The 16,402-nt window shown below is 40.3% G+C and carries 13 protein-coding genes and 1 pseudogene; 6 read left to right on the top strand and 8 right to left on the bottom strand.

Annotated elements, in window-relative coordinates; translation table 11 throughout:
- Window positions 1-106 precede the first annotated feature (106 nt).
- A complete protein-coding gene (recQ, locus tag LJC66_RS11440) occupies window positions 107-2,242 on the bottom strand; it encodes a DNA helicase RecQ (RefSeq protein WP_195694051.1) in 2,136 nt (711 codons plus the stop codon).
- 271 nt (window positions 2,243-2,513) lie between these two features.
- Between recQ and LJC66_RS11435 the strand changes: the two genes are divergently transcribed.
- The 5 genes and pseudogenes from LJC66_RS11435 to LJC66_RS11415 all read left to right on the top strand — a co-directional run bounded on the left by LJC66_RS11435 (window position 2,514) and on the right by LJC66_RS11415 (window position 5,152).
- Window positions 2,514-2,933: a hypothetical protein gene (locus LJC66_RS11435; RefSeq protein WP_013056956.1), complete on the top strand. Its 420-nt coding sequence runs from the start codon at window positions 2,514-2,516 to the stop codon at window positions 2,931-2,933.
- Between the two features lie 338 nt (window positions 2,934-3,271).
- Window positions 3,272-3,598 carry a YflT domain-containing protein gene (locus tag LJC66_RS11430; protein ID WP_230932583.1) on the top strand — a complete coding sequence of 109 codons (327 nt, stop codon included), beginning with the start codon at window positions 3,272-3,274 and terminating at the stop codon, window positions 3,596-3,598.
- A 118-nt stretch (window positions 3,599-3,716) separates the two neighbouring features.
- Window positions 3,717-3,974 (top strand): hypothetical protein, encoded by a 258-nt coding sequence (locus tag LJC66_RS11425; RefSeq protein WP_029321637.1) that lies wholly within the window; start codon window positions 3,717-3,719, stop codon window positions 3,972-3,974.
- A 268-nt stretch (window positions 3,975-4,242) separates the two neighbouring features.
- Entirely contained in the window at window positions 4,243-4,791 is a 549-nt protein-coding gene (locus LJC66_RS11420) for a DUF3231 family protein (RefSeq protein ID WP_230932582.1), read from the top strand.
- A 67-nt stretch (window positions 4,792-4,858) separates the two neighbouring features.
- Window positions 4,859-5,152: pseudogene (locus tag LJC66_RS11415) on the top strand (hypothetical protein).
- Between the two features lie 27 nt (window positions 5,153-5,179).
- Here the strand turns inward: LJC66_RS11415 and LJC66_RS11410 are convergent.
- Both LJC66_RS11410 and LJC66_RS11405 read right to left on the bottom strand, forming a co-directional pair.
- A complete protein-coding gene (locus tag LJC66_RS11410; protein WP_230932581.1) occupies window positions 5,180-7,357 on the bottom strand; it encodes an FUSC family protein in 2,178 nt (725 codons plus the stop codon).
- Window positions 7,358-7,545: 188 nt separating this feature from the next.
- Window positions 7,546-8,361, bottom strand: a complete 816-nt coding sequence (locus LJC66_RS11405; RefSeq protein ID WP_060745703.1) for a hypothetical protein — start codon at window positions 8,359-8,361, stop codon at window positions 7,546-7,548.
- Between the two features lie 178 nt (window positions 8,362-8,539).
- Here LJC66_RS11405 and LJC66_RS11400 point away from each other — a divergent pair, with 178 nt between their 5' ends.
- Window positions 8,540-9,478 carry a VanW family protein gene (locus LJC66_RS11400; RefSeq protein ID WP_230932580.1) on the top strand — a complete coding sequence of 313 codons (939 nt, stop codon included), beginning with the start codon at window positions 8,540-8,542 and terminating at the stop codon, window positions 9,476-9,478.
- Between the two features lie 39 nt (window positions 9,479-9,517).
- Here the strand turns inward: LJC66_RS11400 and LJC66_RS11395 are convergent, their stop codons facing one another.
- The 5 genes from LJC66_RS11395 to LJC66_RS11375 form a co-directional block, all read right to left on the bottom strand.
- Complete coding sequence (locus LJC66_RS11395; RefSeq protein ID WP_116516326.1) at window positions 9,518-11,083, bottom strand: BCCT family transporter; 1,566 nt, start codon at window positions 11,081-11,083, stop codon at window positions 9,518-9,520.
- A 66-nt stretch (window positions 11,084-11,149) separates the two neighbouring features.
- Window positions 11,150-12,337: an iron-containing alcohol dehydrogenase gene (locus tag LJC66_RS11390; RefSeq protein ID WP_230932579.1), complete on the bottom strand. Its 1,188-nt coding sequence runs from the start codon at window positions 12,335-12,337 to the stop codon at window positions 11,150-11,152.
- 29 nt (window positions 12,338-12,366) lie between these two features.
- Window positions 12,367-13,536 carry a Zn-dependent alcohol dehydrogenase gene (locus LJC66_RS11385; protein ID WP_230932578.1) on the bottom strand — a complete coding sequence of 390 codons (1,170 nt, stop codon included), beginning with the start codon at window positions 13,534-13,536 and terminating at the stop codon, window positions 12,367-12,369.
- A 21-nt stretch (window positions 13,537-13,557) separates the two neighbouring features.
- The gene (locus LJC66_RS11380; RefSeq protein ID WP_230932577.1) at window positions 13,558-15,084 is read right to left on the bottom strand and encodes an aldehyde dehydrogenase family protein; all 1,527 of its coding nucleotides are present in this window, start codon (window positions 15,082-15,084) and stop codon (window positions 13,558-13,560) included.
- Window positions 15,068-16,396: a lyase family protein gene (locus tag LJC66_RS11375; protein WP_230932576.1), complete on the bottom strand. Its 1,329-nt coding sequence runs from the start codon at window positions 16,394-16,396 to the stop codon at window positions 15,068-15,070. The genes LJC66_RS11380 and LJC66_RS11375 overlap by 17 nt, the downstream gene beginning before the upstream one ends.
- Window positions 16,397-16,402: the final 6 nt, after the last annotated feature.

Genomic DNA, 16,402 nt, shown 5'->3' with positions numbered 1-16,402 from the left:
AGTACTCCTTTTTATTTAATCTGATTTTTCAAATATTTATACCTTCCATTTTATCAGTAAACTCGCTTATTCAACACAAAAAGCTCCTTTAATAGGAGCTTTTTGTTTAAGATAGTTGCTTCATTTTTTGTTTGAATAACGCTACTTTAATCATAAAATAAGTAATGTTTTCAGCTAATTCTTCTTTGATTGGTTTTAACTTTTCATCGCCTACTGAGGAAGCAGCTTCTAAAATAAGCTGTTCGTCCTCCTCTGAAAGAAAAGGTGACCAGTCAATTTCTTTTTCTTCTTCTGCGCATTTAAACAAATGATTTTCAATGGTAATGCGGCTCAATTCACGTTCAGCAGCAATTTCATCTAACGATTTTCCTTGCTGAAATAGCTCATACGTCATTAAGTGAGAGCCTTCTTTTGATGACGCTCTTGCTTTTTTCGGAGCAGGTGCTGAAACTTCTCGCTTTCGGTCTGGATTTTCTTCACAAAACTGTTTGATTTCAGTCGTGAATCGTTCTCCGTATCGCTCTTGTTTTTGTTCTCCGACTCCTTTTACAGTGGCGAACTGTTCAAGGGTTACCGGAAGTTTTGAACACATATCATGAAGAGTATCGTCTGAAAAAATAACAAAAGGAGGCACGCCCGCTTCGTCTGCCAGCTGCTTTCGAACGGAACGCAAATGAGCAAATAGCTCGTCGTCTTGGACAATTTGCTTCACTTCCATTTGTTCTTTTCTCATCACTTTTTCCGTACCAAGAAGCACGCCTTTTCCTTTGGCCGCTACGGATAAGGTAGGAAATGACCCTTGTCCTACTAAGATAAACTGCTCGGAAATCAAATACTCAATAAAATCGCTTACTTCTTTAGCTGACCGGTCGCTCATGACGCCGTACGTTTTCAGTTTATCAAAACCAAAATCAACTACTTTTTTATTTCGAGAACCCGTTAACACTTGAGCGATCATCATTTTACCAAAGCGTTCGCCCATACGAATCATACAAGATAACACTTTTTGCGTATCGACCGTTACGTCAATTTCCACGCGATCATCCGTACAGTTGCTGCAGCGGCCACACTCATGCGCTTCACTTTCTCCAAAATAATGAAGAATATACGCCTGCAAACAGCCTTCTGTATGACAGTAGTTCACCATACTTTGCAGCTTTTCAAGATCTTGAATCTGCTTTTTAGGATTCGACGTTGACTGTTCAATTAAAAAGCGCTGCACGCGAATATCCTGAGGTGAATAAAGCACGATACACTCACTTGGCAGTCCGTCACGACCAGCACGTCCTGCTTCTTGATAATAGCTTTCCATATTTTTCGGAAGCTGATAGTGAAGAACAAAGCGAATATTCGATTTATCGATTCCCATTCCAAACGCAGACGTGGCCACCATCACCTGCACATCATCTTGCAAAAAGCGGTTCTGCTCTTCATCACGGCTGTTCCCATTCATACCAGCATGGTATTTTGATACGTTAACTCCTGACTTTTGCAATCTAGCATGAAGTTCTTCAACATCTTTACGCGTAGCAGCATAGATGATTCCTGCTTCTTGGTCATTTTTACGGATATACTGCTCGATATAGCTGATTCGATCCTGACCTTTCACGACAGCAAACGATAAATTTTCACGTTCAAATCCCGTCATCACCGTGTACTCTTCATTAATATGAAGAGCTCGGCAAATATCTTCACGCACTTGAGGCGTCGCAGTAGCCGTCAGCCCCATCACAATCGGAGCGTTAGACAGCTTGCTGATTAATTCATTGATACGCAAATAACTCGGTCTGAAATCATGACCCCACTGTGAAATACAGTGGGCTTCATCTACCGCTACAAGCGGAATAGGAAGCATTTGAAGTTGCTCTAAAAACTGCGGAGACTCCAGTCGTTCCGGCGCTACATAAAGCAGCTTATATTCGCCAAGCGCCACTTCTTCTAAGCGCTCCTGCACCTCCGTGTGCGTCAGCGAGCTGTTAATATACGTAGCCGGAATACCAGCTGCGTTCAGCGTGTCTACTTGGTCTTTCATCAAGGAGATCAACGGAGAAATAACCAGTGTCGTGCCTTCTAGTAATAATGAAGGAATTTGATAACAAAGCGATTTCCCTCCTCCTGTTGGCATAATACAAGCAGTATTGTGCCCTTCTAAAACATAACGAATAGATTCTTCCTGTCCTTTTCGAAACGAATCATAGCCAAAATAGGACTGTAAATGTGTTAAAGCTTGTTCAAACTGCAAAATTGCGTCCTCCTTTAAAATAAGTAGAAATAGTAGTTGAGGGATTAAGTTAGAAGAAATTGAGGCGTAGGGTTTTATTTTATCAAATCTTAAAGGAAGTTGCACAGAATTCGTTGATTTAAGGTCATAGCAAAAATGATAAACGAAAAGCCCTCAATTTATAACTCTCTTTCCTATTACAAACAGTCTTTTTATGTATGTCAGGACTCCTTTCCTAAAAATCTTTCCCCATTCCATTCTTTTTTCCTGTATACTTAAGAATAGGAAAGAGGTGCTTATCACGAGACATCCTGTAGAAACGATTTATTATTTAGAAAATCCACAGCGTAATATTTCAACATATGCTTCCACAACTCAGCTAACGGTTGAGTCTGTTGTGAAAGATGTGTTTGGTGTTGCTTGCGTAGCAGATATTAAAATTATGCTCCAATATAATAAAGAATTCCGCAAAAGTATTAGTCAATTACACAATGCAATGGACGATGATCTTACGTTAGAAATGGTTTTTCGAGTTGCTTCAAAAGAGGATTTGCTTCGCTTTAAAAAAAGTTTACTTGAAAGTAGTTTAGATGACGCAGAAACGTCAATAGACTGTCCATTCAGCGCAACCATTCAATTACAAGATGGTCGATATACATGGAACGAGTCTACTTCTGTTTATGAAAAACAAAAAGAACGTCTTTCATCTTAAATTTCTCTATTTTTATGTATGTAAAAAGCCTGGATCTTAGCTATTTAAGATCCAGGCTTTTTGCAGTTTGTACTGTACCTTAAAAGATCAAAAAAAAACGATGCAGGAAAAAGGCTAACTAAAGCTTCTTCCCGCTTATCCTTCACAGGATCCTCCTCAAAAATAACAGCGCTGCTTTCCCTTCTCCTATGTTAAGCTTTTTAACTCAATTTCAGAAAATAGGTTTTATCTCTTCCAATAACGTGTATACACAAACCAAGGAGATAAGTTACTTAAACTTCTCTTCATTACTCAACGTACTCGAGAAAGTTGTCTATCATACAAGGAGGTTTTTTGAAATGGTAAATGTAAAAGTAGTTGAAAATGGCGTACAGGCAAAAGATACAATCGAACAATTTTTGCGTGAAGGATTTACAAAAGACCAAGTTTATTTACTTGCACACCATCAAGATCGCTCCGAGGATTTAACAGCTGCAACAAATACAAACAATATCGGTCTTTCTGAACAAGGTGTTTTTGATGCGATTGCGAACGTATTTCGTTCTCGAGGAGACGAGCTTCGTGCCAAAATGCGTTCATTAGGATTATCACAGCCGGAAGCTGAACGCTATGAAGAAGAATTAGATCACGGCAAAGTAATCGTCGTTGCATCAAAAGTTGCTTAATAAAAAAGCCCTACAGCAGGGCTTTTTTATTTTGACTTACTCCCTTTCACCCTTTCATTAAAGAAGTCATTCATACATATGATTATGAAGATAAGAGTTACTGTGAGGAGTGATATATTTGATTATAGGAATTGAGTACACAAAACGTGTAAAAAATGGATTAGTCGTTAAAAATATTCCTTACAAGATACACGATAAACCTTGTGATGAAGGCTGCTGTAAAAATGATAAAACGATAGGCGTCAGAGACAAATTAAGAGTTAATTGGCTGTTGAATGTTTTTATGCCTAGCAAAAATATAACGGTATTTGATTATAAATATTGGTCAGAAGAACTAACTTCGTTATGGAGAGAGCATCGGAGAAAAACGATATAATACACCTGATAAAAAGACTCCTTGATAAGCAAGGAGTTTTTTCTATTTACTTCATTTTCTACCCCCACGTATTTATTACGCCTTAACGCAATTTTTATACCTTTAGATGTAATGACAGTAAATGTATTTCATTGTAATTTGCTGTGTAAGAGGCTTTTTCTTCCACTCACCATAATCAATTTTATATGTAACATTTCTTAGCTGTGTTTATCCTTTTCTGCTGAAGGCAATAATGAAGATGCATAAACTATATAAAGGGTGAAAAGTTATGATTAACGTCATTGAGACACTACTTGATTATATAAAAAACTCTTCTACAGATGACTCGCCCCCTCCCCCACATATTGGTGAGGCTATGGGATGCTGGTTATATTTCACTGCTTTAGCGGAAGAAGTACCTGCCTTAGAAACCTGTCTTAATACAACAACTAACAGTGAACTGCTTAAGCTTATTCAAGACTCAAAAAACCTGGCTGAATCTCAGATTGATACACTCAAAAAATTAATGATTAAAGAAGGAATTCTGCTTCCTGAAATACCGGCTACCAAGCCGAAATCCGACCCTAACAGCATTCCATTAGGAGCAAAAGCGACGGATTCTGAAATCGCTAACTTAATATCTGTAAAAATTGCTTCTAATATCGTCATGTGCAGCACGAATATGGGACAGTCTATTAGAACCGATATTAGTTTGATGTGGCTAAAATTCCACACTGAAAAGATCATATTAGGATCAAAAGTGAAAAGTCTAATGCAGCAAAAAGGCTGGCTTAAAATTCCGCCTTATTATTATTCGCCTGGAGCACCTCATAACTAATTGAAGTGTTTTAAGGTAAGCAGCATAGATAACCTTACATCTAACACATTTAACGAGGTGCTTGAATATGGATTTCGCTACAATTCATACAAATTTTTGGGACGCAGTCATTGGTGTTCCTGTCGTATTAATCGTGACGTAGCTGATCAAATGGCTTTTTCATCCTAAAAAGCAATATGTTCCGACTATTGCTTTAGCTGTCGGCGTGCTTTTTTCAGTATTTATCAGTCACCCTCATCATATTATTGCCGGATTGTTTATGGGATATTTTTATGGATACGCCGCAATTGGCAGCTACGCCGGTCTTAAAACAACGTGGAGAACGATTAGAAAAGATACGTCACCTTATTCATCAGACTAAAAAACCAGCGACATATTCGCTGGTTTTTTAGTCTTCACTACTTATTTCTTCTGCTCCTAGCTCTTTGGCTAAGTGAACAACCGATTGATTGATTTTCCATACGTAATAAATGTTATGCAGCAGCTGAAGATGTTGTAAATTTCTTGATTGAACGGACGTATCAAAATAATCTAAAGATTGTTCAATCTTTTGTCTTACATCTTCAAGCGTGTATACATACGTTCCTCTTTCTCCTCGCAACGCTTTTTCAAGCTGAGTGAAGTTGCTTGCTACTTTCTCTTCCACTTCCTTTACTACGCCATGAAATTCCGCTTCCTTGTAAAAAGCCTCGTTTCTAGTAGAAGATGCTACCAAATGCTTGGCGTAATAATTAATGGCGGTAAAAACGGTCAAAAATTGCTGAAGACGTGAACGGCCAACGAAACCTTTGATAATAGGATCTGAATCTACATGAAGCTGTTTTAGCTTTTTTTCTAATTCCATTCCTTTATCAGCTAAATTGGCAAACGCATACTGCTTCGTAAAACGATGCAAATAAGTATGAACAAATTCTTTTAAAGCCGCTACGTATTCTACTGAGGTGTCGGTTATTTTATCTCTTGTTCTTTTAGGAAACACAAGAGCAGATACGGCTAGACCAATTCCAACTCCTACAACTGTATCTAATACGCGAGCTAGTAATAAACTCTCTGAAATCCCCCCAAGAAGCATGTCATACATAAAGGCCAGCATCATCGTAATCCAAAAGCTCATAAACGAATACGTAATAGGAAAGAAATAAAAAGCCATAAACACACAGATAAAAAGCAGCGTTATTTCAAGTATCCCGGGTGAGACAAAGCTTGCGACAACAAAGCCAACAGCTGCTCCTAAAAGCGTTCCTACGCTTCGCTGCACGGCTTTTACAAACGTACTTCCTATCGTTTCTGTACCAAGAAGCACTAGATAGCCTGCTAACAGCGCCCAATATTGATGCGATGGAGATAAAAAAGAGCCAAATATTAATGTCGCAACAGCAGTGATGACCGCTTGAATAGACTTTTTCGTAGAGGGTTTTAATCCTTTTTCTTCATCATTGTCCTCTTCGTCTTCTTTTTCTTCCGCTTCTTTTTGAGGCTGTTTTTCTTGTTTCACAATTGCTTGCTGCAGCTCATAGGCTTCATCAATCACGTGATTTGATATCGTTTCGATACGGCGGATTAAGTAAAGCCACTCTTTATACCTTTTATCTTGAGGTTCGAGTTCACTTAATTTTTGGCGCAGCTCTTGCAGATGCTGAGCTGCATCCGTTAAGGAATGAGTAGGTTTTTCATTTAATACTTCTGCTTCGCGAATTGATTCCACTAGCTTTAACAGCAGCTGCTGAATATCAAAATGATTAAATGCCTTTAATTCACTGAGCTTTCGAATCGCCGGGGAATATGTCTGGAGCAGCATAACTGTATCAAATACATAAAGCCGCATCTGTTCAGCTGTTACGCCAGGCCATATGTCGTGGGGATCTGTATTTCCAAGCTCTTCTGATACTACACGGGCATACTCGGCCAGTTTTTTAATATTGCGGTTATATTGTTTGATTTGAGCCGGTTCAATTTGTTTCTTTTGAATTAACTCAATAATTAAATCAAGCACCAAATTCACTTGAATATGAAATGATTTCATTGAAGACCTCAGTACGTTGGCAGGCCGGTCTTTAAAGATAACAAAATTATAAATAAATGCACAGCATGCTCCTACTATAACGCCAGCTAACAGCCACGGCAGCTGAGAAAATGTGACGTGTAAAATAGAAGCAAAATAAAACGACATAAAGGCCACCATCGACAGGGAAAAATAGCGAATACCAAATCTCTGTAAATAAAAAGACAAAAACACCAACAGAACAAGAAAAATATTTTCTGCTTGTCCATATCGTGATAAAAACGAGCCAATTCCGAGAGAAACGGCGCTAGAAAGCGCTACTAAGCCTGTTGTCACTTTTTTTGCTTTTGTTGTTTCATCATTCACGACCAATATACCCATCAGGCCGATTACGCCTGCTAAAATAGCAGCGGTAATTTGTGAGCTTCCCGCTGCTTTTAATACGATGAGCATAATAACGACCGCTGTAATGACGCTAATCGTAGCTTTAGAAGCCGTTTTGAGCCTTTTTCGTCCAGGGTCTGCAGCAACTAAGCGGCTAAACCAATATGAAAAAATAAACACCCTCTCCTTTCGTGCTGTAGAGTTCTTTGCAGAAAGAGTAATATTATTACTTATACCCTTTTTTATTCTTTTCTATCGTATGTAAGCACGTTTTTACACTATAACATTGCGAAGGACTAAAGTGCTAAACAAATGCTTAAAAACACATCTGTTTTCTGTCAGATGTGTTTTTAAGCATTAATCAGTACTTACAATGTAAGTGAAGAAATTTCCCACCCGTTTGTTAACGGATTTCTCTTTAAAGTAAAAACCATCGTGGTCTTTTGAGCCCCTTTATCTTCGTAATAAATAAGGCAATCTACGGCGATTTTCTCTTTTGTTTTATACTTTTTTGCATGAAATACGTCCGTTTTATAATAAATAGTGGAGATACTATGCAGTTTTGCCCATAGCTTATGCTCTTGCTTCACGCGCAAAATCGGCTGCATCAAAGCATCATCATCTTGCTTTAATCCTGTTAAAAACATATTTACGACTTCTGCCGGCTCAGCTTTTAATGCATATTCATCAAGCTTTCCTCCTGCTTTTAATACCATTAACTGATGACCTGGATCCACATTTTGAGACTTGTGAGTCGTACTTCCTGCAAAATGAATGCAAAAATGACCGGGGAATCCATTGTCAAGCGCACCGGCTCCGTGAGGCATTCCGTTCATGGAAGCGGCAAGCATTTGACCTTTAAACGGAATGAGAACAGCTCTTCGGTTCCAGCTCCATTTCCCATTATATAAGTGCTTCATTACTTTCGTATCTTGGCGTGTAAGCGGCTGAGCATCTGCATGGTGTGAGCCTGCTCTTCGCTGCACGTAAAAGTAAAAGCCGGTTTCTACATCGATCACTTTAAACTTTTTCCCCTTCGGCAGTAAGCTTTCTACACGTTTCCACTTTAATACTTTTCCTGTGTCACTTACCGGAAAGTACGTAAGGTTTTCTTCTGCTTTCATCTTTTGGGGATGCACAAAAAAACTAATAAGCATAAAGACTAAAATCATTAATTTTGTCATTATCTACCCTCATTACCTTGTAGTTTCTCTATGTAATATGCGAAAGTACACATACAATTATAAATAGAAATTTTTACACGCTCGCCTCATGGAAAATAATACAAAAAAGAGCTTGTGAATCCTATACATTAAACGGTTCATTTTATTCATACTAACAGGTGAAAGCGAGGTATATGTTATGAATTTCACTTGGATGGTTGGACTTTTAATGCTCATTCAACCTCTTTCTACACAAGACCACCTATCTATTACTCATGACGGTAAACCAATTGAACGGATTGAACGGGACAAAGTGGCCGTGCCTCTTCTTCCTGTCCCTATGGTTGATTATGACAGATACAATCTTCTTCTAAAAGAATTGGATAAAAAAACATATAGAGAGCCCATAAATGCCCGCATTGATAAAAGCGGACAAATTGTTCCAGAGCAAGCGGGTGTCAAACTATATCATAAAGATTTTGCGGAGAAATTTTATACTTATTTTTTTAGCGGCGGTACGTCAACATTAGAAATCCCGACGCTTCCTGTTCCGCCTCGCGTAGATAAAGAACTGCTTGCAACGATTCGAATTAAGCAAATCGGTCATTATCATACGGTATTTAACCCTCACAATAAAAATCGTTCTCACAATATTTCTCTTGCGGCTGAATCACTAGACAGCAGCGTCATATTTCCTGGGGAAGTTTTCTCTTTTAATCAAACCGTCGGAAAAAGAACGGCAGCAAAAGGGTATATGCGTGCGCCAATCATTGTAAAAGGAGAGTATTCTGAAGGAGTTGGAGGAGGAATTTGCCAAGTTTCTTCTACTTTATTTAACGCCGTCGATAACGCTGGCGTAACGATTACACAGCGTTACTCACACAGTCGCAGTGTTTCCTACGTACCTCCTGGACGAGACGCTACCGTCAGCTGGTATGGACCTGACTTTCATTTTAAAAATACGTATAGTGATCCTTTGTTGATTCGAGCGCAGGTGCAGGGGGGAGTCATAAGCGTGGCCGTTTACTCTACTGATGCGATTGAATATAAGCCTCGGCGCGTGCCTTGGGCTTCTATTGATCAATTGCCGAGAGAGAAAAAAATTGAATCGCATGTTGATACTGAGCCTGCCGATTAAAACGTAAAAAAGCAAGGAGTGAGCCCTCCTTGCTTTTATTTATACAGCTTTTGTTTCATCTGCATCTTTAATCGCAGCGTTTTTATCTACCTTTGTCGTTCGATCGTATTTGGCTGGATTTTGAGCAATTTTGACTAATGCAATAAGAACACCTATACCTAAAAACAGTGCAGGTACTCCTCCTAGATTGGCTAACATTTTAATTCCGTCTAATTTTGCAAAACTAATCATCACCCATCCCACTAAACTTACAGTGACACCCCATACTACTTTAATCATAATGCCCGGAGACGGACTTTGCGGAGAAATTCCTGATGAACTGATTCCGCCCATCGCTTCCATATTAGAATCTGCCGCTGTCACGAATGAAATGAACACGATAAACAAGTAGAACGGAATAACAAATTTAGCGAACGGTAAAGCAGCAAATACTGCATACAAAACGGCTTCAGGCCCGTTTTGTGCCATAATATCTGCGAGTTTCCCTCCTGTCATTTGCATATGAATCGATGTTCCGCCAAATATCGTCATCCATACGCCTCCAAAAAAGGCTGGTAAAATAAAATTCACAAGAATCATCGTTTTCACTTTATATCCGTATGCAATTCTTCCTAAAAATAATGCGGTGATAGCTGCCCATGAAAACCAGCTTGCCCAATAAAAAGTAGTCCATGACTGCGGCCACGTATCGCCTGCTGCCGCTCCTGTAAATAAGCTTTTTTCAAAAAAATGCGTAAAATAATTACCGGCCGACTCCGTCCCTAAATTTAAAATATAAGAGCTTGGTCCTACAATAAATATAAAAATGGCAATGCCGTAGAACGCTTTCATATTAATATCTGATAAAATTCTAATTCCTTTCATTAAGCCGCTTGATGCGGATAAAATAAAGGTGATTGTAACGGCAGCCGTTATAATCGCCCAGAGTAAAGGGTTGCTGGCAATACCGCTCAAATGATTAACGCCTCCTGCTAAATTTAAAACACTTGTTCCAAGAGAAGAGGCCATCCCAAGAGCAAGAGTGTACAAACATACCGCATCAATTATTTTCCCTGTTTTCCCGTTAATTTTATCCCCTAAAATTGGAGCTAGCGTAGATCCTAGACTGAACGGTTTTTTCATATTGTAATAAGCAAATGCAAATACAATTGCAGGTACGCAATAAATTGCATACGGCGAAATGGTCCAGTGAAGGTACATAGAAGACATCGAGAAAATGGCTGCTTCTGGAGAATTCGGTTTAATTCCTAACGATTCAGGAGGTGCAGATACGTGGTAGATCGGTTCCACAATTCCCCAAAACGTAACGCCTGCAGCTATGGTTGTACATAAGGTAATCGCAAACCAGTTGCCGAATTTAAGAAAGGGTTTTGCGTCAGGCCCTCCTATTTTAACATTGCCGAGCGGTGAAAAATAAACACCAATACATGCAATTACCATCAGCAGCCCGCTAATGCTAAACAGCCAGCCTAAGTTAGAAATAACCCAATTATTTGCATTAGTCGTAACTGTCGTAAAGGTTTCACGGTTTGTAAAACTTAGTAATGCAGCTCCAATTAACAATAAAAATGGAGGCCAAAATACAGCATGTCTGATCTTTTTCATTACGCTTCCTCCTGCCTGATTAATGAGATGGTACATACCGCTTCTTGCAAGCGGTATGTGCTTCTATCAAACTTTCGACGCTCCTATAATTATAATTGCATGTGCAAACTGCTGTAGATCCTCTTCGCTGGCAAAACGGGCATTATTTACTCTCATCGGTTCATTTTCAACGGAAAGCATCACGTCCACAAAGTTAGAGATATTCACAGAGAGTTCATCCCTATCTCCAATCGCAAGGTTTAATCCACTTACAGCTACTAGACGCTTAAATTCTTCTGCACCTGCATAAGCAAGTTCTTCCTTCGTAGAAAATGCTTTCTTTACTCCCAAAGCTTTTGCTACCTCTGCATACAGTTCCACTGCACCTTCAATGTTCCAGTCGTATACAGCATGCAAGGCAATTGAAACCGCGCGGCCGTGATGGATTTTTCCGACTGTTCCTAGCGCATGCCCTATGCAGTGTGCAAGCCCCGTTCCTCCTTGTTCAATCGCCATTCCTGCAAGCGTTGCCGCAATCGCGAGTTTTCCTCTTGCCTCTAAGTTTTCAGGCTGCTGCAGAGCCGTTTCTAAGTTTTGACTTACTAATGAAATGGCTTGAAGGCTCAGCGCTTGAATAAAAGGATTCGTACGCTTGCCTGTGCATGCTTCAATTGCATGCACAAGCGCATCTAATGTAGTGGCAGCTGTCAAGAAATCCGGCAGTTTCAAGGTAAATCGCGGTTCTAATATCGCTAGCTCCGGTGCCATGTCTTGATCCCATGCCCACACCTTTACTTGATCGTGAGTAGAAAATACAACCGTGCTTGTGACTTCCGCCCCTGTGCCTGAAGTAGTTGGAAGCATAATCGTTTTCACTTTCTTTTTTGCAAAAGGATTGGCCATTAAAGCATAGTGCATCGTTTCATACTGATCCCCTGCAACTAGCGCAGCCATTTTAGCCACGTCCATAGCTGAGCCTCCTCCAAGACCAATGACGCACTTTATCTGATGTTCACGAATAAGCTGGGCAGCCGCATCAATAGAAGCGGCCGTAGGATCACTTTTCACATCATGAAAAACAAACGTCTCTACACCTTCATTTTGAAGCGCTCTCAATACGGTGTCTGCTAAACCAACTTTGATTACCCCTGGGTCTGTCACTAACACGGCTCTTTTTTCACCGCTCACCGCTTCAACATCTTTTCCAATTTGCAAAACCCGGTCTAGTCCATACGCTATGCTTGTTTTTGTAGTAAATTCAAATACTGAATTCATTGTTTTTCTCCTCTCTTAGCTCATTTACATTATGAAACAATGTCAAATTCATCTCCATTTTCTAGCGAGGCTTGGGATACAATCGACGGAAATTCAATCACTGACCGGCCTACGTTTACACAATTACAATCATGAAATGACTGAAAAGCTTCGTTAATATCATCAAGCTGCATGCGTCCAAGAATCAGTTCGTCTAACATAAATTTTCCGTCTAAATAAAGCTGAGCAATTTTAGGAAAATCACGAAACGGCTGCGTGTCTCCGTAAAAGCTTCCTTTTAACACTTTGCCGACACGATGAAAGCCTCCGCCTGGTAAATTAATAGACATGGATGGGTTAAAAGCTCCTACTACAACTACCGTACCTCCTTTTCTCGTTCCTTCCCAAGCAGATTCAGTAGCTTTTGTATGACCGGTGCAATCAATCGCGAAATGGACGCCATGTCCTCCTGTTAAAGCTTTTAAAGCTTCGCTTGCTTCTTCTGAAGCTACATTTATCGTATGAGTAGCTCCGAATGTTTTAGCAAGTTCCAAATTTGCTGGTTTGACATCGCATGCAATAATTTTACTTGCTCCCGCAATCCGAGCCCCTTGAATAGCATTAACCCCTACCCCTCCGATGCCAAAGACGGCTACCGTCGATCCCGGCGTAACTTTTGCGGCGTTCACAGCTGCTCCGTACCCAGTCGCTACACCGCATCCAATTAAAGAGGCTTGAGCCATCGGCATTTCATCAGGAAGTTTAATACAAGACATTTCCGGCACCACCGCATATTCAGCAAAAGTGGAAAGCAGCGAGTTATGAAAAACCAGCTCTCCATCTTTACTTAATCGAGAGGTACCGTCTAACAGCGTTCCGTTAAACATCGGACCAAAAGCCGAATCACACAGATGTACGGCCCCTGTCACACAAAACTCACACGTGCCGCAGTAAGGAACCCAGCTAAGTGCTACTTTATCTCCTACTTTTACCGTTTTCACGTTTAAACCGACTGCCGTTACAATACCTGCACCTTCGTGACCTAAAATAGTAGGTGTTGGTGTTGAAGAGTCTTCTAAAGCATTTAAATCACTGTGGCACACGCCCGTTGCTTCTATTTTCACAAGTACTTCATTGGCTTTTGGTGCTGCTAAATCCACCGCTAAAATTTCAAGAGGCGCATTAACGCCCGTCATGACCGCTGCTTTCATCTTCATCATGCTTTCCTCCAGCTTTTTAATTTAATAAGCCATCCATATTGCTTTTATTTTTGTGTAAGATTGAAGAGAATGAATCGCATATTCTTTCCCCCATCCGCTTTGTTTCCATCCTCCAAATGGGCTGGCAAAATCATAGCAGCCATATTTATTGATAAAAACCATGCCTGCTTCTAGTTTCTTGGCTACACGATTGGCTCTTGACACATCTTTTGTCCAGAGTCCAGCTGCTAAACCATAAATCGTATCATTCGCAATTTGCACCGCTTCATCTTCTGTATCAAACGGAATTACACACAGTACAGGACCAAAAATTTCTTCTTGTGCAATGGTCATCTTATTATCAACATCTGCAAAAATAGTAGGACGGATAAAATACCCGTGCTTATTATCTCCACTTACATCGCGCTCTCCGCCCGCTGCTAGCGTAGCTCCTTCACGTATACCGCTCTCGATATAGTGTAAGATTGACTGCATATGAGATTCAGAGACTTGGGCTCCTTGATCTGAATCAGGATCAAAAGGACTGCCGCACTTGTAGCTATTTGCATAATCTGCTAACTTATCAACTACCTGCTCGTAAATGTCACGCTGTACTAACAAGCGAGTAGGCGCTGAGCATTTTTCTCCTTTATGTGTAAACAAGCCGTAAAAAGAACGTTCAATCGCAGCATCCAAATCGGGTGCATCGCTAAAGATGATATTTGGTGATTTCCCTCCAAGCTCAAGGGTCACAGGCTTTAAATTAGAGTCGGCAGAATCATGAACCAACTGTTTGCCTACTCCTGTGCTTCCGGTAAACGATACTTTATCAACTCCCATATGACGGCTGATATGAGAACCGATCGATCCTTTTCCTAAAATTAAATTTAAAACACCTGGCGGTAAGATGTTTGCTTCATCGATGATTTCTACTAAACGAATCGCAGAAAAAGATGTGGTGCTAGAGGGCTTTAAAATAATGGTGTTGCCCATCGCTAGAGCCGGTGCTAGTTTCCATGCGGCCATATCGATTGGAAAGTTAAATGGTACAATTTGACCGCATACGCCGATTGGGTCGCGCGTTGTATAACTCACGAAATCTCCTTCCACCGGATTGTTTTCACCGTAATATTTATCCGTCCAGCCAGCGTAATACTCAAATAAATCCGACGCTTCTTGTACATCGTCATGGTACGATTCTGTATAAAGCTTGCCGTTATCAAGAGACTCCAATGTGGCGAGCTCTGCTTGATGTTTTTTAATTAAGCTGCTTATTTCTCTTAAAATTCGCGCGCGTTCTTTTCTTGTAACGCTTGGCCAGGGACCGTGGTCAAACGCGTGTCTAGCTGAAGCTACTGCTTCGTCGATATCTTGTTTTGCTGCACTTTGAATTTGGCCATTAATTTCTCCGTTTGCAGGGTTAATAGAATCAATTAGTTCACCGCTTGAACTTTCTTTCCACTCCCCGTTGATATAGAGTTTTTTAGGTTCTTTCAGCCACTCTTTTGCCCATAATAATGCAGGTTGTTCCATTCCTTTAAATAAGGTTTTTTCATTTAGTTTTGTCATATTCACATTTCCTCCATTTTTTCAGCCCTTCATAGCCTGCTTCTTTTAAACTACCTACAACGCGGCTATAGCCATATTTTTCTTTCATTTCAACAATCAACGGAATACGCGATTGAGAAAGCTGCTGACAGCGCTCTGAACTGGCTGATAAATCCTGCACGCAAAGCGTCGAAAAACTTCTTACAGCGCTGGTTAAAAACTGAATGCTATCTAAAATATTAATTCCAGCGGCTCCTTCGAATACATTTAAATTTAATTCTCCGTGTTCAAGAGCAGCTTGAACGATTCTGTCACATCCTAGCACTTGAAAACAGCATTGAATTAAGGTTTCAGGTACCACAGGATTGACTTTGCCTGGAAAGAATGAGGAACCTGCTTGAACAGATGGTAATTGAATTTCGCCAAAGCCAGCTTCTGGTCCAGAAGAGAGCAGTCTTAAATCTTTAGCAAACTTTATAAAAGACGTAGCCAGCTGCTTTAATTCGTTCGAAACATTAGCAAGATCATCAATATTCTGTGCTGCATCAAATAAATTAGCGCGGTGGTAAAGCTGCATACCAGATAGACGTGACAGCTGCTGAACGACTTTACTTCGGTATATCTCTGATGCTCCCGACCCGGAGCCAATAACCGTACCTCCAAGATTAACAGCGTGCAGTTCTTCTACCGCTCTTTTTAAATAGCGCGTACGCCGTGAAAGAACCGCTTCATATCCGCTGAATGTATCACTAAGCGAAATACTCATCGCGTCTTGCAAGCAAGTCCTTGCGATTGTCACCACAGGCTGGAACTCTTCCATCTTTTTTTGAAGAATAGAATGGAGATGCTCCATTTCTTTTTGTAAATAATGATAGCTTTTAATAATCGCAATTCGGATAGCGGTATGACACACATCAGAAGTTGATTGAGATGCATTTACATGTTCAATAGGATGAATAGGAAGATGATGTGGGCACTGCTGGTTTATCCAGCCTGCTATTACTTCATTCACATTCATATTCGTCCCGATACCGCCTCCGCCGTGCAGCACATCAATCAAAAAATGATGGTGATAAGCGGAGCTTTGCAATTGGTCACATGCATTTGATATGGAGTCTCCCATTTCTTTTGGAATTACTCCAGCTTCTACGTTTGTTAAGGCAGCTGCTTTTTTTACGATTAACAGTGCATGCACGTAGTCCGGATATTCATGCAATCTTTTATTAGAAAATGATAAATTCTCCATTGTCCTGGCCGTGTGAATGCCATACAAAATCTCTGCCGGGAGCTCAACTTTTCCAAAACTATCTTCCTCCACACGCGTTTTCCCCACCTGTGC

The sequence above is a fragment of the Priestia sp. TSO9 genome, from assembly GCF_021029645.1.
Lineage (GTDB): Bacteria > Bacillota > Bacilli > Bacillales > Bacillaceae_H > Priestia > Priestia megaterium_E.
Note: the sequence above shows the minus strand (reverse complement) of the source record. Positions and strands in the feature narration are given on the sequence as shown.

What these genes read in the sequence shown, in the direction of transcription:
- LJC66_RS11385 (WP_230932578.1), bottom strand. Translation starts at nt 13,536, where the DNA reads ATGATGAAGATGAAAGCAGCGGTCATGACGGGCGTTAATGCGCCTCTT.
- LJC66_RS11430 (WP_230932583.1), top strand. Translation starts at nt 3,272, where the DNA reads ATGGTAAATGTAAAAGTAGTTGAAAATGGCGTACAGGCAAAAGATACA.
- LJC66_RS11390 (WP_230932579.1), bottom strand. Translation starts at nt 12,337, where the DNA reads ATGAATTCAGTATTTGAATTTACTACAAAAACAAGCATAGCGTATGGA.
- LJC66_RS11420 (WP_230932582.1), top strand. Translation starts at nt 4,243, where the DNA reads ATGATTAACGTCATTGAGACACTACTTGATTATATAAAAAACTCTTCT.
- LJC66_RS11405 (WP_060745703.1), bottom strand. Translation starts at nt 8,361, where the DNA reads ATGACAAAATTAATGATTTTAGTCTTTATGCTTATTAGTTTTTTTGTG.
- LJC66_RS11380 (WP_230932577.1), bottom strand. Translation starts at nt 15,084, where the DNA reads ATGACAAAACTAAATGAAAAAACCTTATTTAAAGGAATGGAACAACCT.
- LJC66_RS11395 (WP_116516326.1), bottom strand. Translation starts at nt 11,083, where the DNA reads ATGAAAAAGATCAGACATGCTGTATTTTGGCCTCCATTTTTATTGTTA.
- LJC66_RS11400 (WP_230932580.1), top strand. Translation starts at nt 8,540, where the DNA reads ATGAATTTCACTTGGATGGTTGGACTTTTAATGCTCATTCAACCTCTT.